We start from the raw sequence: 23,932 nt of genomic DNA, 5'->3' as shown, positions 1-23,932 counted from the left end.
GAAGGTCGCACGATTTATCGTGTGGCCTTTTTTATTTATATATTTATAGGAATGAGAGGACGGTTAACTAAAGTTAGATCAATAGATCTGAAAAAAGAAGCCGCGCAAAAAATAAGTGCGGAAGAAATAAAAACAAATAAGGAAGCTGATAAAATTGTTACGCTCGTTTTTATTTTGCTTGCTATAATTGTTATTGTTTTAGGATTATGCTTTGGATTTCCTGAAAGATGGTATATGCCAAACAAACATGCATTAAATTTAAAGTGAAGCGCTTGCTGCGGCACCAGGTTAAGGAAGCTGTGACTGGTCGAAGTTATGCTATCGCTAAACTTCAACCAGTGTAAACAAAAAAAGCCTCCCCAAAACGGGAAGGCCTTCAAATATTAAATCCGAAATCAAAATTCCGATATCCGAAATTAAGATGCCATTTGTTTGCGGATGATATTCAACGCACCGCCTGCTTTAAACCACTCAATTTGCTGAGCATTGTAAGTGTGGTTTACAGGGAATGATTCGGTTGAACCATCTTTATGGTGTAATACAACGGTTAACTGCTGGCCTGGGGCAAAAGTAGTTAAGCCGGTGATATCGATAGTGTCATCTTCCTGGATTTTTTCGTAATCGTTAGGATCAGCGAAAGTGATACCCAGCATACCTTGTTTTTTAAGGTTGGTTTCGTGAATACGGGCAAATGATTTTACCAATATGGCACGTACACCCAAGTGACGAGGTTCCATAGCCGCGTGCTCACGTGATGAACCTTCGCCATAGTTTTCGTCGCCCACTACTATCGAACCTATACCTGCTGCTTTGTAAGCCCGTTGGGTAGCCGGAACCGGACCGTACTCGCCGGTTAGTTCGTTTTTAACGCTATCGGCAGTAAGGTTAAAGTAGTTGATAGCACCGATCAGCATGTTGTTTGAAATATTGTCAAGGTGACCACGGAATTTCAACCATGGGCCGGCCATCGAAATGTGGTCGGTAGTACATTTACCTTTAGCTTTGATTAACAGTTTCAGGCCTGTAATGTCGGTACCTTCCCATGCTTTAAATGGCTCAAGTAACTGTAAACGTGATGAAGTTGGAGAAACGATAACTTCAACTTTGCTGCCGTCCTCGGCTGGTGCCTGGTAGCCTGCATCTTCAACCGCGAAACCTTTTACCGGTAATTCGATACCCTGAGGCTCGTCAAATTTAACCTGCTCGCCGGCTTCGTTGGTTAACGTATCAGTAAGCGGGTTAAAAGTTAAATCACCTGCGATAGCGAAAGCGGTAACAATCTCCGGTGAAGCTACGAAAGCGTGGGTGTTAGGGTTACCATCCTGACGTTTAGCGAAGTTACGGTTAAACGAAGTGATGATAGAGTTTTTGCGGGTAGGATCGTCAGTATGACGGGCCCACTGGCCGATACATGGTCCGCAGGCGTTAGCCAATACCACACCGCCCATTTGAGCAAAAGTATCAAGATAACCGTCGCGGTCAACAGTGTAACGTACTTGCTCAGAGCCCGGAGTGATGGTGAACTCGGCCTGAGTTTTTAATTTTTTATCGATAGCCTGCTTAGCGATAGAAGCCGAACGGGTGATATCCTCGTAAGATGAGTTGGTACATGAACCAATCAAACCAACCTCTAATTTGGTAGGCCAGCCGTTTTCTTTAACAGCGGTAGCAAATTTAGAGATAGGCCAAGCCAAATCCGGGGTGAACGGACCGTTTACATGTGGCTCAAGCTCAGATAGGTTGATTTCGATAACCTGGTCAAAATATTGCTCAGGGTTAGCGTAAACTTCTTCGTCGCCGGTTAAGTGCTCAGCAATAGCATCAGCAAGTTCAGCGATATCGGCACGTTTAGTACCTTTTAAGTAAGCAGCAGCTTTTTCGTCGTAACCAAAGATAGAGGTAGTAGCACCAATCTCTGCACCCATGTTACAGATAGTGCCTTTACCGGTTGCGGACATTGAGCGTGCGCCTTCACCAAAGTATTCAACAATAGCACCGGTACCACCTTTTACGGTAAGAATACCAGCTACACGCAGGATAACATCTTTTGCTGAAGTCCAGCCAGAAAGTTTACCGGTTAATTTAACACCGATCAGTTTAGGGAATTTAAGCTCCCATGGCAGGCCGGCCATAACGTCGCAGGCATCGGCACCACCAACACCAATAGCAATCATACCCAAACCACCTGCATTAGGAGTATGTGAGTCGGTACCGATCATCATACCACCCGGGAAAGCGTAGTTTTCTAACACTACCTGGTGAATGATACCTGCACCGGCTTTCCAGAAACCGATACCATATTTATCAGATACTGAAGCCAGGAAGTCATAAACTTCGCGGTTAACGTCAACAGCGGTGCTTAAATCTTCAACAGCGCCAATTTTAGCCTGTATAAGGTGATCGCAATGTACGGTAGATGGAACAGCAACCTGCGGGCGACCGGCTTGCATAAACTGCAAAAGGGCCATCTGAGCAGTAGCATCCTGCATAGCTACGCGGTCTGGTGCAAAATCAACATAGTCAACCCCGCGACCGAATGCTTTTTGGGCATCGCCTTCGCTAAGGTGGGCATATAAAATCTTTTCGGTTAAAGTTAGGGGTTTACCGGTCGCTTTACGGGCAGCCTCAACGCGGGTGCTGTAGCGGTCGTAAACCTTTTTGATCATATCTAAATCAAAAGCCATTTGTATTTGATTTTTAGGTGAAAAGTAAAAGAAATTGACGTTAAGCCCGTTATCCGGCCTTAGAGCGGCGAATTTACAAAAAATAACATTTGAAAGCTGTTAGTGCTTTATACAAATGTTATTTGGATAGGTTCTAAATAAGTGATTGGAGGTTAGTGGTTAGAGATTGGTTGGTAACAGCTTTTAGTAGCAGTGGCAGTCGGAATCGATTAGTATCAGTTTTTAGGTAGCAGTTTTAGTTTGGAGCTGCCGAGATTACCTAGCTGCTGTTTTGAAGTGATAGTAGCAGTTGCATAGTTCATACACTACTACAACTGCTACTTCGAGCTGTTACTGCAACTAAAAACTGCCATTGCTACTTCAACTGTTTCAAAATCTCCTCAATAGCCCTGTCCAATTGCGGATCTTTATTTTCTATTCTGTCGGCAAAATCTGTTTTTACATAAATGTCTGGTGTTACACCTGTTTTTTCAATATCCTTGCCGTCAAGCGTATAGCAGCCCCAGGCAGGAATGCGGTAAAAAGAACCATCAACCAAACCTTTACCACTGGTAAAAATGATCCAACGGTAGGTTTCGGTGCCGATAATTTTGCCCAGGCCCAGTTGTTTAAAGCCTTGTGAGGTCATCTCGCCGTCGCTAAGGGTTTGCTCATTCATGAGCAGGATGATCGGTTTGGCCGCCGGTGCAAAGTTTGATTGCTGTGTTTTTTTACCATCGCGGTAAGCCCATTGTAAATAAGGTTTTTGCGAGAGGAATTTTAAAACATTGTCATGTACATTGCCACCAGTGTTATATCTCAGGTCGAGGATGAGCGCGTCTTTATTATAAGCATCATCAACCATATCTTCCAGGAAATCTTCCAGGGCGCCATCGCCCATGTTTTTCATGTATGAATAGGCGATGCGGTTTTTACTTCTTTCTGCAACTGTTTTAGCATTGGTCTTGATCCAGTCGTCGTAAAGATTGCCCGACAGGTCACCGGTTGATTCGGGGTGAAGCTTCACTTTAATTTCTTTACCTCCTCGGTTAAAGGTTAGCTCAATCTCCTTATCAAGTGATGGTTTACTGAAGTAATAGTTACGGTCTTGTTTTTCACTTACAACAACACCGTTTACCGCTTTCAGTATATCGCCCGGTTTTACATCGATACCTGCTTTATCGGCGTTACTGTGGATAGCTATGCTGCTCACTTTGTATGGTGAATCATTGTCAAAAATAATTCCGGTTTCCATGGTGCGGTAGGAGATGGTTTTCTTTTCCTCGCTGCCGTTTGAGTAAAAGCCCTGGTGCGATGAATTGAGCTCGCCAAGCATATCATTCAGCAACAGGCGCAGGTCGGCCCGGTTATTAATATAAGGGACAAATGTTTTATAGCTGTCATGAACCTTTTTCCAGTCGGCCCCGTGGAAATTGCCATCGTAATAGTTTTCATTCAGGCCGGCCCAGGTTTCGTCAAACATCTGCGTAAATTCCCCCGCCATGTTACGGGTAAAGCTGTAATTGATATCTAACTTATCCACTTTGTTAGCATCGATGTTTAGGGTGTAGATATTGCCTCCGGCCAGTACAAAATATTTATCGCCATTGCCAAAAATGTCGTAATTGCCGAAGTCGCCGCCGCCAACTTTTTCAGTTTTGGGGTTTTCAAAAGCTTCAAGGGTGGTACGGTAAAGTGCCCCTTTGCCTTCGCTATGGTTTGAGGCATAGTATACCAATGTTTTATCTCCTTTTTGAATCACATAAGGTCCCTGGGCCTGGCCAAACTCCGGACTGATGCGTTCCAACCTTTTCATCAGTTCTTCGGTATCTATCACAATATCGGCAGGCGGTTTAGGCGTCGGCTGCTCGGATAAAGGTTTCTTTTTGTTAGACGCTTTTTTGTCCTTATCCTTTTTGTTTTTATCGTCGTCTTTTTTCTCTTCTTTAAACAGGGCCGTAAACTTATCCATCTTAAAAGGGTCGTCATACTTTTGCAAAGGCATCCGGTAAACGTGGGCATCTTTTGAGCCGTAAGGATACTCGGGCTGTGTACGGGATGATGTAAAATAAATATACTTACCATCCGGCGACCAGAATGGTGCCGCCTCTGTAACACCACTGTTGGTTAGGTTGGTGATTTTCCCGGTTTTTATCTCGTAAACAAAAACGTCCATCTCAAAATTGCGGTAGGCATTGTATACCACGTACTCGCCATTGGGCGAAAAGTGTGGAGGAGGATTGTAAAATCCCCAAAATTCATCGGTAACAATCGTTTTTGAAGCGAGTGTTTTCGTATCTAAAAGCTTCAGTTCGTTGCGGCCGCTCAGATAAATGGCCTGTGTGCGGTCTTTATTCATACTCAGCAGGCGATTGCTGCCTTTATCTGTGGTAAGCTGTTTTTCGGCACCGCTGCCGTCGGCTGCTATGGTATACCAGTTAGGATAGCCACCCAGGGTTTGACCAAAAATGAGGGTTTTGTTATCGCTCATCCAGCTTACTTCGGTAACCCGTTCGCTGGTATTGCGCTCCAGTTTTTTGCCGAATTTACCTTCGGCATCGCTTACAAATAATTCGCCGCGGGATACAAAAGCCAGCTTTTTGCCATCGGGTGATAATGCTGCCCCATCAATTTTACCGCCTGTTTCAAACGATTGCTCTTTGGGCAGTACATTATTGCGGAAAAGATTTAAGTTAAGCTTCTGCGTTTGTTTGGATGCCACATCGTACATAAAAATCTGGTAATCTTTTTCAAAAACAACCTTGCTGCCATCGGCACTAACCTGCGGGCGTTTAATGGATGTCGGGAACTGGGTTAAAGCAGTTTTTTTGCCATCGATAAAAGTGTACAGGTTATATTCCTCATTGCCCTCGTCGGATACAAAATAGATATTCCCTTTTTGGTCGATAGTAGTCCAGAAATCCTTTCCCTGCCAATCGGTATATTTTTTATAGGCTTTGGTTTTAGGATTGTATGATTGAATATCGGGATTGTAAGCGCCTTTATAATGCTTACGGGTTGGGAAATAAATGCTCTCCCAGGTATTGCTGAAAAACAGCTCGCCTGTTTGCGGATGTTCAACAACACCGTGTATGGTATTGAAATAATGACCGAACAACCGGACAGGCGTACCTCCGGTTGCTATTACCTTATATTCGCTGAAGCCATTATAACGGGAAGAATTGAAGTAAATGGATTTAGAGTCCCAGGTCCAGGAATCCACATTATCGCCGGCATCATTATAGGTAAGCTGCCTGATATCGCCGCCGGCAAGGGGCATTACGTATACATCGTTGTTGCCAAACTGGTTTGATGAAAAGGCAAGCCATTGCCCATCGGGCGATACGCGCGGGTTACTTTCTTCGCCCTGCATAGCGGTTAGCCTTGTGGCTGCCGGGCTGTTGATATCGGCTTTCCAAAGATCGCCTTCGTAACTGAAAATTACAGTTTTGCCATCGGGTGTTAGGGTTGGGTTAGATGTAAAATAGCTTCCGGTTGTTTGGGCTTTAAGGCTGGTTTGGCACAGTGCTGCCAAAAACAATACGATGTATAGTTTCTTCATATGGTTTAAGTTTTATGAATAAATGTATTTTTGAGCCATGTTAAAAGTGGTGCACCTCAATACGTATGACGGTAATGGCGGCGCGGGCAGGGCCTGCATGCGTCTTAACCGGGCATTACTTAGCCAAAATATCGATTCTAAAATTATAGTACATTATAAATTTGGAAATAATCCTGATATCAAGACTTTTAACCGTAATATTATCCAAAAATCATATACGGCCGCAACTATTATTCTGGAGCGGATATTGGCTAAACGTTTTCTAAAACCCGATAGCCGTACACCTTTTTCCTTTACCTGGTTTGGCCGTTCGGTAATCAAACATCCCGATGTTAGAAATGCCGATATCATTCACCTGCATTGGATTAATCACGGCTTTCTGGATCCCAAACATATAGCCGGAATTAGAAAGCTGGGCAAGCCTGTAGTGTGGACCTTTCATGACAGCAATGCCTTTACCGGTGGTTGTCATGTGCGCTATACCTGCGATCATTACCAGCAACAATGCGGTAACTGCCCGCTGCTGATCAACGCTGCCGATGATGACATTTCGCACCGCATCTGGCAGCAAAAAAATAAGGCTTATCAACAACTCGACTTCAACATTATCACCCCAAGTTTATGGATGCAAGCTTCTGTAAAGAAAAGCAGTTTGATGCGGGGCAAAGCCGCAAGCAATATTCCAAATACGCTGGAAACCGATGTTTTTAAACCGATAGACAAAAAGAAAGCAAAATCCAAAGCGGGCCTGCCGACGGATAAATTTATCTTTTTAAGCGGATTTATGCCATCGCGTAAAGATCTGCATAAAGGCACTCAATACCTGTTGGAAAGTATGGAATTGCTAAGACTGCGTTTAGGTGCAGAGACAGATCAGATAGAATTGGTGGTGTTCGGCAACCGGGGTACGGAAAACCTGCCTGGCTTTCCTTTTAAAACCAGCTTTTTAGGAACCATCAATAACGATGAGAAACTGGCCCTACATTATGCAGCCGCTGATGCTTTTTTGATCCCTTCCCTTGAGGATAATTTACCTTACACTGTAATGGAAAGCCTGAGCTGTGGTACACCTGTAATTGCTTTTACTACAGGTGGCATCCCGGATATGGTGCGGCATGAGCATAGTGGTTACCTGGCAACCTATCGTTCATCCGAAAGTTTTACTGATGGGATGGAATGGATCATTAAACATCCTGAAAGGGACAAGCTTAACCAGCAGGCCCGGCAAACCATTATGGATAGTTTTTCGGAAGAAGTGATCGCTAAAAAGCATATCGAAGTTTATAATCAACTTTTAAACAGGGGAGGTGCTGATGTTTAGTCCCCGGTTAAGCGTTGTTACTATTGTTTATAACAATGTGCGCGATATTGAACGTACCATACAGTCGGTAATCAACCAAACTTATAGCAATATCGAATACGTTGTTATTGATGGTTTATCTAACGACGGTACCTTGCAGGTTATTGAACAATATAAAAACCGTGTGGCTAAACTCGTCAGCGAAAAAGACGAAGGTATCTACGATGCTATGAATAAGGGCCTTGCCCTTGCCTCAGGTGATTATGTGATCTTCATGAATTCGGGCGATGAGTTTTATGATAACGAAACCGTTGCCGCTGTTTTTGCCGCGGCGGATGAAGCTGATATCTACTATGGTGAAACAGAAATGATAGCTGATGACGGCAGCAGTTTAGGACAGCGCCGTCACAAAGCACCAGCTAAGTTTACCTGGCGCGGTTTTAAATATGGCATGAGCATTAGTCACCAGGCTATCTATATCAGGCGTTCGCTGGCAGAACCCTATGACCCAAGATATCAATTGAGTTCGGATATCGACTGGATAATCCGCGCGGCAAAAAAAGCTAAAAAGATCGTGAACGTTAACCGTTACGTGGCCAAATACCTGGTCGGGGGCATGTCGAAGAAAAGGCACCGCCAAAGCTTGATGGAGCGTTTTGAGATCATGAAGCAAAATTATGGCTTGATCCCCACTATTTTTAACCATTTTGTTATCGCCTTTAATTTGGGCTGGTACTGGTTGAAGAATAGAAGGACGAATGATTAATCAAATGCAATAATATGCTCTTCTCTGGCGTCCTTCTCTGGCGCAAGTGTTGTGCGGTTGATTGAGCAAGACTCACTTGTGCCTGTGTGTCCTTCTCTGGCGCAAGTGTTGTGCGGTTGATTGAGCAAGACTCACTTGTGCCTGTGTGGTCGGAAAGCACAAGTCAGCAATCGCACATCTCTCCGCTCAAGACTTGCACTAATATAAGAGCTAAAGTGGCATATGCATTTAAAATCCCATAAAAAAAGCGATGAACACTGCCCATCGCTTTTCTTTTGAATATAAAATTGCTTAAGCTTTTTTATCAGCTGGCTTTGCAGCCGGAGTTTTCTTTTTGTTTTCGGTATAAGCGGCACCACCTAAGGCAAGCACCAGTAGGATTGAACCTGCTAATGAAATATTCTCGCCGGTGTAGTATGAAGCCGGATGGAAAATAAACTCAATTTTGTGGTTACCGATTGGGATCTGAGCTGCACGTAATAGATAATCGGCACGGAAATAAGGTTTTTCAACACCGTCGATATACATTTTCCAGCCTTTGTTGTAGTATACTTCGGAGAAAACCGCAATTTGTGAAGCGGTAGAACCGCTTGTGTAAACCATATGGTCGGGCGAGTAGCTGGTAAGCTCAATTTTGCCTTCGCCGGCACCTGCTCCCAAAGTTTTTTCGTCGATAATGCTTTTGTATTGTTTATCAACAATAGCTTCATCTTTTGGCGTAAAGCTGCTGATGGCTACCATCTCCTGGTCTGCATTGTCGGCATATTTAATACTTTTAACAAACCATGCGTGGCCACAGGCTGTTTGGTTTACCTGCATGCCTACGTTTTGTGTTTTTGGATCAGAATTAATAATGTACTTCACGTTCATCATATCCAAAACATCCTGGTTAATGCTTTTGCTTAATTGATTGTCAACAAGCTCTTCCCAGCGTTTTAGCCTTGCTGCCGAGTAACCACCCAATGACTTGTAGAAAAATGGGGTAAGGCCATCACCCTTAAGTGACTGGGTAGCGTCAAATACGCGAAAATCCGGGTCTTTATCTTTCATGATAAACTGGTCAACCTCGCGCGGCTGTGGCGTTTCATTATCCTGTTTCGGCGCAAAGCTGTCGTGATTTAAATAGCGCTTGTCAATACCCCAAAGGTCAACAAGGATCAGCGCCAGGAAAGCAAGCGATGCAACAGTTGGATTGATCTTCTTTTTAAGGAATGCCCATGCAATACCAAATGCTATAGCAATGAATATAAGTGACCGGATAGCATCTGCTTGTGCTATCGATTCCCTGTCGGCAATTAGAGCGCGGGTAAGGGCTGAGCTGTCAGTTTTAAGCGCCTGGCCTATTTGTGCTATAACACCAGCCTGCTGTTCACTTACGCTGAAAGACAAAAGCAGTGAGGGCACCACAGCTACAATCAATACAATACCGCCTGTAATATAAAATGCGATTTTTAATTTTTTGAACAGGTTTGCTTTGTCCTCATTTACAATAGCCTCGTTAACTGCCAACACAGCAAGGATTGGGAAGCAGAAACCTGCAACTGCCAGTATTGATTCAACCGCGCGGAACTTATTGTAAAGCGGGAAATAGTTAAAGAAAAGATCAGATACATAAGGCCAGTTCCGGCCGAAAGATAGCAGCATGGTTAAAACCACAGCGCCAAGTAACCACCATTTGATACGGTTTTTAACTATCATTAAGCCCCATACAAACAACAGGCAAATTACAGCACCAAAATAGAATGGACCGGCAGTAAATGGTTTATTACCCCAATAAAGCGGCAGGTAATTAGCTGAAATACCTGTAACCTGGTTGGGGTCGGCACCACTTGCATTTAAGGCTTTAATTACATGCGAATCAGGATCGGTTGAGCCTTGTTCACCACCACCATAAGCGTTTGGAATCAGGAAGGTGATACACTCACCAACACCCTGGCTCCACTCGTAAGCATAGTCTTTAGGTAAGCCGTTGCTTGGCTCGGCAGTATGCTGAGTAAGATTTGATTTGCCACGGATAGTTTCGTTGCCATAGTCGGCCGTGCTCCAAAGGATAGAGGCGTTCACTGCTACGCTCAATAGAACTGCGCCAGCAATATAACCTAACGATTTTAAAAAGGCATTTAAGGTTTTGTTTTTGATGGCATGGTAAAGTTCAATGCCAACCATGATCAATAAGGCCAGCATCAGGTAGTAGGTCATCTGCACGTGGTTAGCCCTGATCTCCAGGGCGAGAAATAAAGCCGTTACAGAAAAACCTAATAAATATTTACCGCGAAGGGTAAGGATAATCCCGGCAAGTATCGGCCCAAAAAATGCTATAGCGAACGCCTGGTTGGCATGTCCTGCAGTTAGCAGGATAATATTATACGATGAAAAAGTAAATGCTACCGCACCCGCTGCGGCAAGCCAGGGGTTAACCTTTAACACTATAAATAAAAAGTAGGTACCTAATAAAAACATTAATACTGTACCAACCGGAGCAGGGAAAGTATAGTTTATACCGGTTACAACCCATGATGTTAAGTTAGCTTTATAAGGCGCCCATATCTGGTAGGTGGGCATACCGCCATAGATCTGGTTGGTCCAGAGTATCGTAGTGTCTTTAGCTTTGTAATCGTTAATTTCTTTTTGGGTTGATTGCGCCCTTGTAACGTCATTACCGCCTAATGTTTTTCCCTGGAAAGCCGGGGTTAAAAATATAAAGCAGATCACTAAAAAAATTGCAGCTATGGCAAAATGAATGCCGTTACGCTTAAACCAGTTATTCATTTAAGTTTTTTGAAATGGATATTATATTCCTCAAAAATAGAAATTACAATGAGAATAGGAATTATAAGTTTTGTTAAGGAATAACTTAACAGGTTTGCGCACGGCTGCGCAGCAGGAAAAACATGGCAATCAGCACAATGATAGATATTACATAAGCAATAACCTGCACTTTGCCGTAATCTTCGCGGTATTTACGGATGTTGAAAAAGTTGTAAACGCCCAGCGCACTCATGATCACCCAGTAAAAAGTGCTAATCTTAGTGCAATTGGCAAAAATTTGAGTGGCCACTATAAATACGATGACATTGGTGATAATCAGCGTAATTGACTCGGGCGTGTTGTTATGATTTTGACGCCTTCTAAATACAGGGTTGGTGTCCATGATTTATTGGTTAGGTTTATTTTACTTCTTCGTAATCAACAAATTCACCTTCACTGTCGGGTACACTGCCTTTTTTTGGCTGCGGGATATGGTCGATCCTGATTTTTCCATCAGGTTTTGGGCCTTCATTGTAGTTACGTTGTTGCTGTTGATATTGCTGCTGGGCTTTATTCACAACACTTTCAAAAAGGAACGGCAGCAGGTAACGCGCCAGGCTGCGGATAATGTATAATACACAGATAGATATGATCAGGAAACGAATAAGAATCATACTGTTAATTTTGAGCTTACAAATATAAGGTATATAACGGTAAAAATGTTTTATTATGATTTGAGGATAGCTAATGCTATTTTAATTTGAAGATAAAGCGATTTGAAGATTTGAAAATGCGGGGACTGTCGTTTTCAAATCTTCAAATCAATAAATTTTCAAATTAAAACTTCTCCTCCATCATTTTTTCCAAAGCAAACATTTCGTCGCGTAGTTTGGCAGCCAGCAGGAAATCCATGTTTTTGGCGGCGGCGAGCATATCTTTTTTGGTGTTGTCGATTGATTTTTTCAGGTCGGCTTTGGTCATATACTGAACTATCGGATCGGCGGCAAGTGTCAGGGTATCGGTTTCCACATAAGCCTGCTGTACGCCGCCTTTAAAGTCGACCACTGATGTTTGCTCCATAATTTCCTCGCGCGTTTTGCCAACCGTTAGCGGTGTAATGCCATGTTGCGTGTTATATGCAATCTGAATTTCGCGGCGGCGGTTGGTTTCATCCATCGTGATCTGCATCGAATCGGTTATGGTATCAGCATACATGATCACACGGCCACGGTCATTACGTGCTGCACGGCCTATGGTTTGGATCAATGAGCGTTCTGATCGAAGGAACCCTTCTTTATCAGCATCCAAAATAGCCACTAAGGATACTTCGGGCAGATCCAATCCTTCACGCAGTAAGTTGATACCTATTAATACGTCAAATTCGCCAAGGCGCAGGCCACGTAAAATTTCCACGCGCTGCAGTGTTTTTACTTCTGAGTGAATATAACGGCATTTAATACCCAGCCTGTCCATGTATTTGGCCAGTTCTTCGGCCATACGTTTGGTAAGGGTGGTTACCAGTACGCGGTCGCCTTTTTTAATTGTTTTATCTACTTCGTCAAGCAGGTCATCCACCTGATTTATTACCGGGCGAACGTCAATCACCGGATCAAGCAATCCTGTCGGACGGATCACCTGTTCAACCACCACACCGCCTGATTTTTCAAGTTCAAAATCGCCTGGCGTGGCGCTTACATAAACGGTTTGCGGAGCAAGATTTTCAAACTCCTGGAAATTAAGCGGACGGTTATCCAAAGCTGCCGGCAGGCGGAAGCCATAGTCAACCAGCGAGATCTTGCGCGAACGGTCACCTCCATACATCGCCCTGATCTGCGGAACGGTTACGTGGCTTTCGTCAATCACCATCAGGTAATCTTCCGGGAAATAGTCAAGCAAGCAGAACGGCCTTGCACCGGGCTTGCGTCCGTCAAAAAAGCGGGAGTAGTTCTCGATGCCCGAACAGTAACCCAACTCGCGGATCATTTCCAGGTCATAATTAACCCTTTCTTCCAGCCGTTTGGCTTCCAGGAATCGGCCGTCATCAATAAACTGTTTTTTGCGGGTTTCCAACTCTTCCTGTATAGCCCAGATGGATTGTAAAAAACGCTCGCGGGGAGCAACGTACAGGTTGGCCGGATAAACCACCATGTGTGTCATTTTTTCGATGGTTTTACCTGTGCCGATATCAAAGGCGCTTAACTCTTCGATATCATCACCAAAAAAGGAGATGCGGTAGGCATAATCCAGGTAAGCCGGAAAAATATCCACTGTATCACCCTTAACCCTGAATGTCCCTCGTTTAAAATCGGCAGTGGTGCGGGCGTATAAAATTTCAACTAAACGATGTAAAAAAGCATTCCTGCTGATGCGCGTACCTACGGCAAATTTGAAAACCGAATCGGCAAAATCATCGGGGTTACCCATGCCGTAAATGCACGATATAGACGATACCACGATCACATCGCGCCTGCCCGACATTAAAGCCGAAGTAGTACGTAAGCGAAGCTTTTCTATCTCCTCGTTTATCTGCAGGTCCTTTTCGATGTAGGTATTTGTTGTAGGGATAAATGCCTCCGGCTGATAATAGTCATAGTACGACACAAAGTAGTTCACCGCGTTTTCGGGAAAAAACTGCTTAAACTCGCCATAAAGCTGTGCCGCTAATGTTTTGTTGTGGCTCAGGATCAGCGTAGGTTTTTGTGTTTGTGCTATAATATTGGCAACCGTAAAGGTTTTGCCCGATCCGGTAACCCCCAAAAGGGTTTGATAAGGGTCGCCGTTATTTATACCTTCAACCAGCTGCCTTATAGCTTCAGGCTGGTCGCCGGTTGGTTTATATTGAGATGTTAATTGAAAATCCATGTTGTTATGTAAAAATACAAATAATCCAGAAACAGGGTTTGCAAATCAAAATAAGTACATGGTAATGACAACCGTATGTCAACATTGTTGTGCCGGGGGTAATAAATTACATTTCCGCCTTTAAACGTAGCGCCCTATCCAAAAAACTCTGCTGCTTTATTTTCTCTTCGGCTTCAATAATAGCCTTCATCAGGTTGTTTTGGGTGTCGGCAATTTCCGCGGCGGCCGCTTTCATAATTTCCCAAACGGGTTTCATGCGCACAATAAGTTCCTGGCCTTTTGTTGTTAACATGATAAGCCGCTTCCTTTCATCGGCCTTGTCCTTTTTTGATCGGATCAATTTCTCTTTTTCCAATTCTTTTAACAGACTGATGGTGGAAGGGTGGGTGTAGCCAATTTCAGCGGCGATTTCCACTACGCTTAAAAGCGGCTTAAAATGTAAAGTGTAAATAACAGGGAACCATTTGGGTTCAAAATCAATATTGCTGGCTTTATAAATAAGTACGCCTTCCTTGCGCAGCTGCTCGGCCAGGCGCTGCAACCTTGTTGAAATTGCTAAAATTCCCGATTCGTCAATAACATTCATTATACCGCTGTTAATTGTTCAAATGTAACTCATAAAAAATAGTATCCGCAGCCATAAGCGGGAATGATTCAGGCAAATCCTGTTTGGCAAGGCGGGTAAAGCCATTTTTTTCATAAAAGCGATGAGCGGCTTTCAGCATCTCAACTGTGCCTAAATAAATGTCGGCAATGTTATTTTCCCTGCAATAAGCAATAAGGTTATCCAGCAATAGTTGTGCAATACCCAGCTCTTTGCCGCGGTATTCTTTAAGCACAAACATTTTGCGTATGGCCGCCGCATTATTATCAAAAGCAATAAGGGCTATGGTGCCAACAAGTTGTTCGTTATATATCGCTCCCCAAAAGTTGCCGCCGGTTTGGTGGTAATTGCTTTCAATATCAAGTAGGTCGGGTTGGGCTTCAAGCGTGATTGGCACATTAAATTCAATTTGCTGAATTGGTAAAATGATATCAATGATCTGCTGGCAATAAGTATTGTTGAGTGAGCTGATAACAGGTGTAGTATCCATGATTTTAATATTTATGTACAAATCTACGTAGTTAACTACATATATTCAAAATTTATTATCCTTCCCATGGTGCGGTATGACATTTAATAAACAAATAGTGATATTATTGCTTAAAAACGCTTAAATTTAAGCATGATTTTCATCCTCAATAAAACCAATACCATTGCCAACCAGTTTCTTGCCGAATTACGGGATGCCGTTATTCAGCAGGATAAGGCACGTTTTAGGCGGAACCAGGAAAGGTTAGGAGTTATATTGGCTTATGAGCTGAGCAAATCATTACATTACGAAACCAAAGAAATTCAAACCCCGCTGGGTACAGCCAGTGTTAATATGCCGGCCGACGAACCGGTGCTGGGTATTATATTACGGGCCGGGCTCCCTTTTCACCAAGGCTTTATGCAGTTTTTTGACCGGTCGCCCTCTGCATTTATCACAGCTTATCGCAAGGTGAAACGCAACGGCAGCTTTTTGATCCAGGTGGATCATATCTCAACCCCTAACCTTGATGATAAGATCTTTATTTTGTGCGATACCATGCTGGCTACCGGGCAAAGTATTGTATCGGTTTGTAAGGAGTTGATGGCTCAGTATAAAATAAAGGAGCTGCACATTGCCGCTGTAATTGCCAGCACCGAAGGCGTGGCGCATGTTAAAGCCAATCTCCCAAAAGCCAAGCTGTGGCTCTGCGCTGTTGATGACGAAATGACCAGCAAAGCTTATATTGTACCTGGTCTGGGTGATGCGGGCGACCTGGCATTTGGGGAAAAAGTGTAGTTTGATTTCGAATTTCGGAATTGGGATTTCGGATTTAGTAATATTGAAATTCTTAATTTTGAATTTTCGATTTATAAATAGGAAATAAAAAAATTCCGAAATCGAATATCCGAAATCCGACATGAAACAATACAAACACATCTTCTTTGATCTCGATCATACCATCTGGGATTTTGATAAAAATGCCGAAGAGGCCCTGCATGAGTTATATGTTATTCACCAGCTTGGCGAAATTGGTTTGCAATCTGCCGAGTTGTTCATCGAAACTTATACCCGTAACAATCATCGCCTTTGGGCACAGTATCATATCGGCGAGATCACTAAAGATGAACTGCGCGAGGCCCGTTTCAAATCAACTTTTACTGATCTTGGTTTGCATCCCGACCTGATGCCGCTTGATTTTGAGGACGCTTATGTAAAGCTTTGTCCCACCAAAACCAACTTGTTTCCGCATGCGCACGAAACACTGCAATACCTGCAATCAAAATATACCCTGCACCTGATCTCGAACGGGTTTAAAGATTCAACACGGATAAAAATCGCGGGGACCGATCTTGCAAAATATTTTCAGAACATTATCATCTCCGAAGATGTTGGCGTTAACAAGCCGGACAAAGCCATATTTCAACACGCGCTTGACCTGGCCGGGGCATCGAAAGAAGAAAGTGTGATGATCGGCGACAGCATCGAAGCTGATGTCCGCGGGGCGCTTGGTTTTGGGATAGATGCCATTTATTTTAATCCTTTTAATGCGGAAAAACCTCAGGATGTGCCCGTACAGATTGCTCATTTAAAAGAGTTAACTTTACTTTTATGAGTATCGCCAAAGAACGTAAAGCTATTGATGCAGCCCTTGATGAATACCGCAAACAACTGGATGTTATCCCCGATGTGTTGTTTGATGTTACTCCGGAGGATGGCGGCTGGTCGTTTGCCGAGGTTTACAGCCATATTATGCAGGCTACGCTGGGTTCATCAATCGCGCTTGAACGTTGCACCCACGGCAATTGCGAGCCAACTAAAAAAGGCATTAATTGGGAAGGCCGGATCTTGCTGTTGTTAGGTAAATTTCCACCGGTTAAAACAACAGTCCCCAATGCGGTAAGCGATAAAATGGCTGCCAATAAGATCAGTAAGGAAGATGCCAAAAACCTGATCATCAAATGCCGCAAACGGATTGAAACTACTATGCCACTCATTGCCGAATCATCGCCGGCTAACAGATACAAGCACCCGCGTATGGGAATGCTTAATGCCAGGCAATGGTTTAAGTTTATCCGCATTCATTTACAGCACCACTTGAAACAACTTAACAGGATCAAAAATAAATTTAATACAGCAAAGTAACCTTTTATATTTAATGTAGTCTTAACAGTAGGATAATGTTAAATTTCAGACATTTGTAAAAATCTTTGTGATGAATTTTGAGTATGCTTATTTGGTAGTTATAGGGTTGCTGATCCTGGTCGGCTGCTTCTATGCAAGTCCATATGAATTGACTGTTAACGAAGATGAGGACGACGAGTAATCGTTGCTTTATTAATGAAAATGTTGTTTTCCGGCATATCTTGCCGGCCTGTAAAATAGCCCCCTTAATTTAATGGCAAAACGCGAAGTTGATATTGTAGTAATATCTGATGTGCACCTTGGTACTTACGGCTGTCACGCAAAAGAGTTGCTTAAATATTTAAAAAGCATCAAGCCCAAAATCCTTATCCTTAACGGCGATATTATTGATATTTGGCAATTTAGTAAATCATACTGGCCCGAGGCGCACATGAAAGTGGTGCGCCGCATCCTGAAGTTTGTTACCGATGGCATCCCGGTTTATTATTTAACCGGCAACCATGACGAAATGCTGCGCAAGTTTACCGATTTTAACATGGGCACTTTTCAGCTGCTTGATAAGCTTGTGTTAAATATCGATGGCAAAAAAGCCTGGATCTTTCATGGCGATGTGTTTGACGTTACCATGCAGCACTCCAAATGGCTGGCTAAACTCGGGGCGGTTGGTTATGACACATTGATTTTGATCAACAGTTTTGTAAACTGGTTCCTTACCGCTATTGGCAGGCAAAAAATGAGCTTTTCGCAAAAGGTGAAAGCCAGTTTTAAAGAAGCAGTAAAATTCATTAACCAATTTGAGCAAACCGCAGCCGATCTGGCTGTCGATAAACAATACGGATACGTGATCTGCGGTCACATTCACCATGCCGAAATCAGGGAAATTACGTCTACACAAAATACAGGCTCGGTACTTTACCTCAACTCGGGCGATTGGGTAGAAAGTTTAAGCGCTCTTGAATATCACAATGGCAAATGGGAAGTGTTTAAATACAAGCCGGATGATTTCAATACAGATGCTGATGAAGATGATAAAACCGATTCGGAAGATCTGAACGCTATGCTCGATGTTAAAAACTTGTTGGAGCGCTTTAAGCACGAACACGATTAAATTACTTACCGAAAACATTTTTCTTTACTAAATTAAGCCCCTGAATATTGGTGCGGATAAATCAGTGCATCCGTTGTATCTGCGGCGCAATCATCATCCTATTTGAAAACAATTTATTTTAATGAAGATACTGTTTGGTATACAGGGAACAGGTAACGGGCATATAAGCCGGGCAAGGGAAATTGTGCCCCTACTGCAACAATACGGCGAAGTTGATTTGCTGGTAAGCGGCACCGAAGCCGAAGTATCATTATCACAACCCCTGAAATATCGCTTTCATGGTGTAAGCTTTGTATTTGGTACCAATGGCGGCGTGGATAACTGGGCTACCTGGAAAATCATGAACCTGCGCCAGTTTCAGCGCGATCTGCGGAGCCTTCCCCTGAAACAATATGACCTCATCATCAATGATTTTGAACCCGTAAGTGCCTGGGCTTGTAAATTACGGGGTGTACCGTCGGTATCTTTAAGTCACCAGTGCTCGTTTGTATCACCTAAAACACCGCGCCCCGAAAAAAAAGATCCTTTTGCACAATGGCTTTTAAAAAACTATTCGCCTACTACCTATCATGTAGGCTTCCATTTTGAGCGTTATGATACTTTTATCAATACCCCTGTAATCCGGAGCGAGATCAGGCAGATGGAAACCTCCGACCTGGGCCATTATACAGTTTACCTGCCGGCTTATGATGACAAAACACTGCTGAAATATTTAAGTGCCGAAAGAGAGGTTAAATGGCAGGTGTTTTCAAAGCGGCAAAAGCAGGCCTACAAATCGGGAAATGTGGAGATTTTCCCCGTAAATAATGAAGCTTTTAACAAAAGCCTGGCAAGCTGTACAGGTTTGCTTACCGGGGGCGGTTTTGAAGGCCCCGCCGAGGCCCTGTTTTTACAGAAAAAGGTAATGATGATACCCATGAAAGGGCAATACGAACAGCAGTGTAACGCGCTTTCGGCCTCCAGGTTGGGTGTTCCGGTGGTGAGCGAAATAAACGATAAGTTTAACGGCCATTTAAACCACTGGATAAACGACAGTAAAAAGATTGTAGTTGATTTTCCGGATGAAACCGCCGCTATTGTTGATAAACTGGTAAAGCAGTATACAAGGTAGTAAAGCATTGCAACTTAAGCGGTTTTTCTGCTAATTTTGCAACCGCAAACACGGCCGCACATATGATCAATCTTTTCAGGAACTATAATCCCCTTAATATTATATGGCTGGCTATTTTGCTGTTCGTGCTCCGGATAGGTTTCATGGTGCAGGTTCCCGAAAAGGTTGAGTTTATTTTTGTGGAACCCTTTGCACGGCTGCTGGTACCCGTAAAATATGAATACGCGTTTTCGCCGCTGCTTAACGTGATACTGGCCGGCGGGCTTGTATTTATCCAGGCTTTATTGCTTAATTCGTTAATTAATCATCATAATTTATTAGGCAAACCAACCTTTTTGCCGGCGCTGATGTATATCACGCTTTCGGGCTTGTTTACGCCATTTTTAACTTTAAGTGCCCCGCTTTTATGTAATTTCTTACTCATCTGGATGTTGTTTAAATTATTCAACCTGTATAAGGGGGAGGATGTTAAGTCAACAACTTATGATCTGGGTTTGATCGTAGCGGTGGGTTCGCTTGTTTATTTCCCGTTTATTTATTTGTTCCTGGTTATATGGATAGCGCTTATGATATTCAGGCCGTTTAACTGGCGCGAATGGGTTATTTCGATATTAGGTTATGTAACCGTGTTCTTTTTCCTTGCGGTTATTTATTTTATGAATGATATGCTGCCCGGTTTAGCCATATCTGGTCGCCCTTAGGCAAAAAATTTCCCGATCATATCAGTATTAACTCCTATAACTACCTGTTGCTGGTGCCGGTTATTGTAATATTAGTGCTTTGTTTTTTTAAGCTGCAGCAAAATTTCTTTAAAAGTTACGTGCAGATCCGTAAAACATTCCAGCTTTTGTTTTTTATTTTTCTGATCACATCACTTTCATTTTATCTCAATTCGGAATTTCGCCTGAGCCATTTTTTGCTTTGTGCAGTGCCGGTAACGGTGTTTTTTGCCTATTATTTTTTGTATGCAACCAAGCGCTGGTTTTATGAAATATTGTATTTGTTGTTGTTTATCAGCATCATTTACTTTCAGTTTAACAAATTTTAACTTTTACATTCGTCCTTATTTCGGCGGTTATGTTAGTTTTGTAGCCTGAAACTATATAATAAGCTATTTAGGTTCAACCTCAATTTAAAAAATAATTCTGATGAAGTTTGGAGTAGTTATATTTCCCGGTTCTAATTGTGATGAGGATATCATATATGTATTAGAGAAAGTGATGGGTCAGCAAGTGGTAAGGTTATGGCATAAAGATCATGACCTGCAGGGTGTTGACTTTGTTGTTTTACCCGGTGGTTTTTCATTTGGCGATTACCTGCGTTCGGGCGCTATTTCCCGTTTTTCGCCAATTATGCAGGAGGTTATCCAGTTTGCTGCCAAAGGTGGTTATGTAATGGGTATTTGCAATGGCTTCCAGATATTGACCGAGGCCGGTTTGTTGCCAGGTGCGCTATTGCACAACACCAATCGCAAATTTATTTGCCGCAACATTTACTTAAAACCGCAAACAACTCAATCATTACTTACCGCTCAGCTTGATCCGCAGCAACCCTTAAGGATCCCGATAGCACATGGTGAAGGCAACTATTTTGCTGATGCAGATGTGATCAAAGCCCTTAACGATAACGATCAGGTAATGTTCAGGTACTGCGATGAGGCCGGCAATATTACTGCCGACTCAAATCCTAACGGATCATTGGAAAACATTGCAGGTGTTACAAACTTAGGCAGGAATGTATTTGGCTTAATGCCGCATCCGGAACGTGCTGCCGACGGCTTATTAGCCAATGAAGATGGTTTAGCTATTTTTGAATCAATATTATCAATAGTTAGGGCCTGATGACCAGCCTGGTTATCGATATTGGTAATACGCTCATCAAAATCGCGGTTTTTAAACTGGACGAAATACTTGAGGTTAGCCAATATGAAACCATTGATATGCCGGTACTGGATGCTTTGCTTAACAAATACCATCCTGTTAAGGCAATCATATCATCGGTAAAAAAAAATACAGAAGCATGGCAGGCCGGGCTGGGGCAAAAAATTCCGCTGACGCATTTTAATACGTTAATGACAAGCGGAATAAATAACCATTATTTAACCCCTGAAACCCTTGGGCCCGACAGGCTGGCAGCTGTTATTGGTGCATATCATATATTCCCGGGGCAAAATAGCCTGGTAATAACCGGGGGCACGGCCATTACTTATGATGGTATCGACGCCGCAGGGAATTATTTTGGCGGCAGCATATCGCCGGGCTTAAATATGCGTTATAAGGCTTTGAACAATTATACGGCAGGTTTGCCGCTTATTGAACCCGATGCCGGTTTTGATACGCCATACGGAAACAATACAACCACGGCCATCCGTTCGGGAGTACAAAACGGAGTAAAATATGAGCTTACCGGTTTTATTGAAAGTTATAAAACCGGCGAGGGGCAACTGAACATTATACTAAGCGGGGGTGACAGCATTTTTTTTGATACTCTATTGAAAAATAGCATCTTTGCCCGCTACATAAAAATTGAACCATATTTGGTTTTAAAAGGATTAAACGCAGCTATACAAAAGCATAATGATTAAATATACCCGGTTTTTTATAACACTTTTATTGGCTGTTGCCGCTTTTTCAGCACATGCGCAATCAACGGCAACTTCAAGCTCTCCATATTCACGTTACGGTATTGGTGATATTGATCCTCAACTGATGGGCCAAAACATAGGTATGGGCGGTATAGCTGTAGCTACAAACAGGATAAGCCTTTTTAACAATATCAACGTAATAAATCCGGCTTCATACGGTGCCATTAATCTTACAACCATTGATGTTGGCTTATATGCAAACTTTTTAAATCTGTCGCAAACCGGTTCGGCAAGCCAAAAAAACAGTAATTTCAGGCTTAACCACATCGCGTTCGCCATCCCTACTTCAAAACGTTCGGCATTGAGTTTTGGTTTATTGCCATACAGTGAGCGCGGCTATAATTTTAAAAAAACGGTGAATAAATTAGGAACCTCGGGTTCACCTGCCGATACCAACGTAACAAATTACAGTTATAGCGGCGATGGTAGTTTATCAAAAGCATATTTGGGATATGGTTTTGGCATCGGTAAGCATTTGTTATTAGGTGCAAACGTATCGTACATATTTGGTAATATTAAAGATATCGCTACTACCGAAATTCCTGGCCTGGCAGGTGCCATCAACTCAAAAATTCAATCGAGCAATGCCATTGGAGGTATCAACTATGATTACGGCTTGCAGTATTCATTTGATTTGTCTGAAACCAAGCACCTTGTATTTGGCTATTCGGCATCTGCAGGTACAAAGCTGCACACGCAAAGCAGCTTTATTGTTAGCCAGTACTTTAACGATGCAAACGGAAACCAGGACATAGCTGCCGATAGCGTGGTTAGCACAACCGGGCCTAAATCAAAATTAAAATTACCGCAGATCAACAGGTTCGGGATCTCTTTCCAAAGTGATGGTAAATTTTTGGTTGGTGCAGATTACTCCATGGGTAAATGGTCCGACTTGTCAATCGCCGGCGTAAACCAGGGTTTACAGGATAGCAAAACTTTCAATATCGGTGGTTCATATACCCCGAACATCGCAACCATCAGAAACTATCTTGCCACTGTTGATTACCGCATAGGTGCTATATATGATCAAACCTACATGCACATTAACGGTACTACTATTAAACGTTATGCCGGTACTGTAGGTGTTGGCTTGCCTTTGCGCTCAAATAACGGCAGTTACTATAAAATTAATATCGCGGCAGAAATAGGTCAGCGCGGTTCGTTGGTTAACGGTTTGGTTAAAGAAAACTATGTTAACATTCACCTTGGCTTTACCCTTAACGATAAGTGGTTTACCAAGTATAAATTCGACTAATTCGCCGTCATGAGCCGCCCTGCAGTTAATATACCGGCTTTATGCCTGTTACTGTTGCCAATGGCGGCTTTCCTGTCTTCGTGCGAAAATGACCTGAAAAAGGTTAGGGAAATTTCAGCTAATGAGGTTGATACAGTAACCCGGCGCACTACAGGGCTTGATCTGATCATGAGCGATTCGGCCAAAGTGGAGATCCATCTTACCGCCCCGCTGATGATCGAATACCAGATCAAGAAGCCTTATAAAATTATGCCTAAAGGCGTAAAGATCGACTACTATGATCGGGGAACTGGCCAGTTTGCCGGTGATATCATTGCCGACACAGGTATCCAGCGTGAGCAGGAAAAATTGATAGAATTTCATGGCAACGTAGTTGCAACCAACGCCAAAGGCGAAACCTTTAAATCAAACGAATTATTTTGGGACCAGGTAACCAAGCGGGTTTATTCTAACAAACCCGTCCAGGCCACACTTAGCGGCGGTAATGTCATGAACGGCAATACCTTTGAAAGTGATGATAAGCTTTTGAACCCTACCTTTAAAAGCAGCACCGGGCTGTTTCATGTTGATGAAAAAGCGACACAATAATGACTTTTTTTAACGAAAATTTTGTGTTATAGAATTTTGTTAAAAATTGTATCTTGCGCCCTCTTAAAAAGAATAGAATAATTATAAATGTAATATGGGTATAATGG

22 protein-coding genes are annotated in these 23,932 nt (G+C 42.9%); 14 read left to right on the top strand and 8 right to left on the bottom strand.

From position 1 onward, the window contains the following. Positions 1-51: 51 nt before the first annotated feature. Positions 52-267, top strand: coding sequence for a hypothetical protein (locus DIU38_RS21510; RefSeq protein ID WP_112651528.1), 216 nt, complete (start codon positions 52-54; stop codon positions 265-267). Positions 268-416: 149 nt separating this feature from the next. Here the strand turns inward: DIU38_RS21510 and DIU38_RS21505 are convergent, their stop codons facing one another. After that, the gene (locus DIU38_RS21505) at positions 417-2,684 is read right to left on the bottom strand and encodes an aconitate hydratase (protein WP_112651526.1); all 2,268 of its coding nucleotides are present in this window, start codon (positions 2,682-2,684) and stop codon (positions 417-419) included. Between the two features lie 355 nt (positions 2,685-3,039). Then, the gene (locus DIU38_RS21500; protein ID WP_112651524.1) at positions 3,040-6,225 is read right to left on the bottom strand and encodes a S41 family peptidase; all 3,186 of its coding nucleotides are present in this window, start codon (positions 6,223-6,225) and stop codon (positions 3,040-3,042) included. Positions 6,226-6,262: 37 nt separating this feature from the next. Here DIU38_RS21500 and DIU38_RS21495 point away from each other — a divergent pair, with 37 nt between their 5' ends. Next, on the top strand, positions 6,263-7,546 hold the full coding sequence (locus tag DIU38_RS21495) for a glycosyltransferase family 4 protein (protein WP_112651522.1): 1,284 nt from the start codon (positions 6,263-6,265) through the stop codon (positions 7,544-7,546). Beyond that, positions 7,539-8,291, top strand: coding sequence for a glycosyltransferase family 2 protein (locus DIU38_RS21490; protein ID WP_112651520.1), 753 nt, complete (start codon positions 7,539-7,541; stop codon positions 8,289-8,291). Before DIU38_RS21495 ends, DIU38_RS21490 begins: the two co-directional genes overlap by 8 nt. 291 nt (positions 8,292-8,582) lie before the next feature. Here the strand turns inward: DIU38_RS21490 and DIU38_RS21485 are convergent, their stop codons facing one another. From DIU38_RS21485 to DIU38_RS21460, 6 genes are all read right to left on the bottom strand, one after another. After that, positions 8,583-11,060 carry a glycosyltransferase family protein gene (locus DIU38_RS21485; protein WP_112651518.1) on the bottom strand — a complete coding sequence of 826 codons (2,478 nt, stop codon included), beginning with the start codon at positions 11,058-11,060 and terminating at the stop codon, positions 8,583-8,585. Between the two features lie 85 nt (positions 11,061-11,145). Then, on the bottom strand, positions 11,146-11,442 hold the full coding sequence (locus DIU38_RS21480) for a hypothetical protein (RefSeq protein WP_112651516.1): 297 nt from the start codon (positions 11,440-11,442) through the stop codon (positions 11,146-11,148). A gap of 16 nt (positions 11,443-11,458) precedes the next feature. Beyond that, entirely contained in the window at positions 11,459-11,713 is a 255-nt protein-coding gene (locus DIU38_RS21475) for a DUF4834 family protein (RefSeq protein ID WP_090534933.1), read from the bottom strand. Positions 11,714-11,876: 163 nt separating this feature from the next. Continuing rightward, complete coding sequence (uvrB, locus tag DIU38_RS21470; protein ID WP_091174530.1) at positions 11,877-13,901, bottom strand: excinuclease ABC subunit UvrB; 2,025 nt, start codon at positions 13,899-13,901, stop codon at positions 11,877-11,879. Between the two features lie 106 nt (positions 13,902-14,007). Next, a complete protein-coding gene (locus DIU38_RS21465) occupies positions 14,008-14,487 on the bottom strand; it encodes a MarR family winged helix-turn-helix transcriptional regulator (RefSeq protein ID WP_112651514.1) in 480 nt (159 codons plus the stop codon). Between the two features lie 10 nt (positions 14,488-14,497). Further along, positions 14,498-14,995: a GNAT family N-acetyltransferase gene (locus DIU38_RS21460; RefSeq protein WP_112651512.1), complete on the bottom strand. Its 498-nt coding sequence runs from the start codon at positions 14,993-14,995 to the stop codon at positions 14,498-14,500. 132 nt (positions 14,996-15,127) lie between these two features. Between DIU38_RS21460 and upp the strand changes: the two genes are divergently transcribed. The 11 genes from upp to lptC all read left to right on the top strand — a co-directional run bounded on the left by upp (position 15,128) and on the right by lptC (position 23,825). Next, the gene (gene upp / locus DIU38_RS21455; protein WP_112651510.1) at positions 15,128-15,772 is read left to right on the top strand and encodes a uracil phosphoribosyltransferase; all 645 of its coding nucleotides are present in this window, start codon (positions 15,128-15,130) and stop codon (positions 15,770-15,772) included. 121 nt (positions 15,773-15,893) lie between these two features. After that, positions 15,894-16,589, top strand: coding sequence for a YjjG family noncanonical pyrimidine nucleotidase (locus tag DIU38_RS21450; RefSeq protein ID WP_112651508.1), 696 nt, complete (start codon positions 15,894-15,896; stop codon positions 16,587-16,589). Further along, positions 16,586-17,119, top strand: a complete 534-nt coding sequence (locus DIU38_RS21445) for a DinB family protein (RefSeq protein WP_112651506.1) — start codon at positions 16,586-16,588, stop codon at positions 17,117-17,119. The genes DIU38_RS21450 and DIU38_RS21445 overlap by 4 nt, the downstream gene beginning before the upstream one ends. Before the next feature lie 253 nt (positions 17,120-17,372). After that, complete coding sequence (locus DIU38_RS21440) at positions 17,373-18,227, top strand: UDP-2,3-diacylglucosamine diphosphatase (RefSeq protein ID WP_090534944.1); 855 nt, start codon at positions 17,373-17,375, stop codon at positions 18,225-18,227. A 121-nt stretch (positions 18,228-18,348) separates the two neighbouring features. After that, positions 18,349-19,338 carry a glycosyltransferase family protein gene (locus tag DIU38_RS21435; protein WP_112651504.1) on the top strand — a complete coding sequence of 330 codons (990 nt, stop codon included), beginning with the start codon at positions 18,349-18,351 and terminating at the stop codon, positions 19,336-19,338. Between the two features lie 62 nt (positions 19,339-19,400). Continuing rightward, positions 19,401-20,039, top strand: coding sequence for a hypothetical protein (locus DIU38_RS34170; RefSeq protein ID WP_244311229.1), 639 nt, complete (start codon positions 19,401-19,403; stop codon positions 20,037-20,039). Between the two features lie 53 nt (positions 20,040-20,092). Then, on the top strand, positions 20,093-20,386 hold the full coding sequence (locus DIU38_RS34165; protein WP_317132408.1) for a hypothetical protein: 294 nt from the start codon (positions 20,093-20,095) through the stop codon (positions 20,384-20,386). A 100-nt stretch (positions 20,387-20,486) separates the two neighbouring features. Further along, the gene (gene purQ / locus DIU38_RS21425; RefSeq protein WP_112651500.1) at positions 20,487-21,179 is read left to right on the top strand and encodes a phosphoribosylformylglycinamidine synthase subunit PurQ; all 693 of its coding nucleotides are present in this window, start codon (positions 20,487-20,489) and stop codon (positions 21,177-21,179) included. Further along, positions 21,179-21,922, top strand: coding sequence for a type III pantothenate kinase (locus DIU38_RS21420; RefSeq protein WP_112651498.1), 744 nt, complete (start codon positions 21,179-21,181; stop codon positions 21,920-21,922). Before purQ ends, DIU38_RS21420 begins: the two co-directional genes overlap by 1 nt. Next, complete coding sequence (locus DIU38_RS21415; RefSeq protein WP_112651496.1) at positions 21,915-23,237, top strand: hypothetical protein; 1,323 nt, start codon at positions 21,915-21,917, stop codon at positions 23,235-23,237. The genes DIU38_RS21420 and DIU38_RS21415 overlap by 8 nt, the downstream gene beginning before the upstream one ends. 9 nt (positions 23,238-23,246) lie before the next feature. Next, entirely contained in the window at positions 23,247-23,825 is a 579-nt protein-coding gene (gene lptC, locus DIU38_RS21410) for an LPS export ABC transporter periplasmic protein LptC (protein WP_112651494.1), read from the top strand. The last annotated feature ends 107 nt before the right edge of the window (positions 23,826-23,932 follow it).

Source organism: Mucilaginibacter metallidurans (assembly GCF_003286435.2).
In the GTDB taxonomy this organism is placed as follows: Bacteria; Bacteroidota; Bacteroidia; order Sphingobacteriales; family Sphingobacteriaceae; genus Mucilaginibacter; species Mucilaginibacter gossypii.
Note: the sequence above shows the minus strand (reverse complement) of the source record. Positions and strands in the feature narration are given on the sequence as shown.

What these genes read in the sequence shown, in the direction of transcription:
- DIU38_RS21500 (WP_112651524.1), bottom strand. Translation starts at nt 6,225, where the DNA reads ATGAAGAAACTATACATCGTATTGTTTTTGGCAGCACTGTGCCAAACC.
- DIU38_RS21435 (WP_112651504.1), top strand. Translation starts at nt 18,349, where the DNA reads ATGAAGATACTGTTTGGTATACAGGGAACAGGTAACGGGCATATAAGC.
- purQ (WP_112651500.1), top strand. Translation starts at nt 20,487, where the DNA reads ATGAAGTTTGGAGTAGTTATATTTCCCGGTTCTAATTGTGATGAGGAT.
- DIU38_RS21420 (WP_112651498.1), top strand. Translation starts at nt 21,179, where the DNA reads ATGACCAGCCTGGTTATCGATATTGGTAATACGCTCATCAAAATCGCG.
- DIU38_RS21445 (WP_112651506.1), top strand. Translation starts at nt 16,586, where the DNA reads ATGAGTATCGCCAAAGAACGTAAAGCTATTGATGCAGCCCTTGATGAA.
- DIU38_RS21460 (WP_112651512.1), bottom strand. Translation starts at nt 14,995, where the DNA reads ATGGATACTACACCTGTTATCAGCTCACTCAACAATACTTATTGCCAG.
- DIU38_RS21505 (WP_112651526.1), bottom strand. Translation starts at nt 2,684, where the DNA reads ATGGCTTTTGATTTAGATATGATCAAAAAGGTTTACGACCGCTACAGC.
- uvrB (WP_091174530.1), bottom strand. Translation starts at nt 13,901, where the DNA reads ATGGATTTTCAATTAACATCTCAATATAAACCAACCGGCGACCAGCCT.
- DIU38_RS21465 (WP_112651514.1), bottom strand. Translation starts at nt 14,487, where the DNA reads ATGAATGTTATTGACGAATCGGGAATTTTAGCAATTTCAACAAGGTTG.
- DIU38_RS21480 (WP_112651516.1), bottom strand. Translation starts at nt 11,442, where the DNA reads ATGGACACCAACCCTGTATTTAGAAGGCGTCAAAATCATAACAACACG.
- DIU38_RS21485 (WP_112651518.1), bottom strand. Translation starts at nt 11,060, where the DNA reads ATGAATAACTGGTTTAAGCGTAACGGCATTCATTTTGCCATAGCTGCA.
- DIU38_RS21450 (WP_112651508.1), top strand. Translation starts at nt 15,894, where the DNA reads ATGAAACAATACAAACACATCTTCTTTGATCTCGATCATACCATCTGG.
- DIU38_RS21415 (WP_112651496.1), top strand. Translation starts at nt 21,915, where the DNA reads ATGATTAAATATACCCGGTTTTTTATAACACTTTTATTGGCTGTTGCC.
- DIU38_RS21495 (WP_112651522.1), top strand. Translation starts at nt 6,263, where the DNA reads ATGTTAAAAGTGGTGCACCTCAATACGTATGACGGTAATGGCGGCGCG.
- lptC (WP_112651494.1), top strand. Translation starts at nt 23,247, where the DNA reads ATGAGCCGCCCTGCAGTTAATATACCGGCTTTATGCCTGTTACTGTTG.
- upp (WP_112651510.1), top strand. Translation starts at nt 15,128, where the DNA reads ATGATTTTCATCCTCAATAAAACCAATACCATTGCCAACCAGTTTCTT.
- DIU38_RS21475 (WP_090534933.1), bottom strand. Translation starts at nt 11,713, where the DNA reads ATGATTCTTATTCGTTTCCTGATCATATCTATCTGTGTATTATACATT.
- DIU38_RS21440 (WP_090534944.1), top strand. Translation starts at nt 17,373, where the DNA reads ATGGCAAAACGCGAAGTTGATATTGTAGTAATATCTGATGTGCACCTT.
- DIU38_RS21490 (WP_112651520.1), top strand. Translation starts at nt 7,539, where the DNA reads ATGTTTAGTCCCCGGTTAAGCGTTGTTACTATTGTTTATAACAATGTG.
- DIU38_RS34170 (WP_244311229.1), top strand. Translation starts at nt 19,401, where the DNA reads ATGATCAATCTTTTCAGGAACTATAATCCCCTTAATATTATATGGCTG.
- DIU38_RS21510 (WP_112651528.1), top strand. Translation starts at nt 52, where the DNA reads ATGAGAGGACGGTTAACTAAAGTTAGATCAATAGATCTGAAAAAAGAA.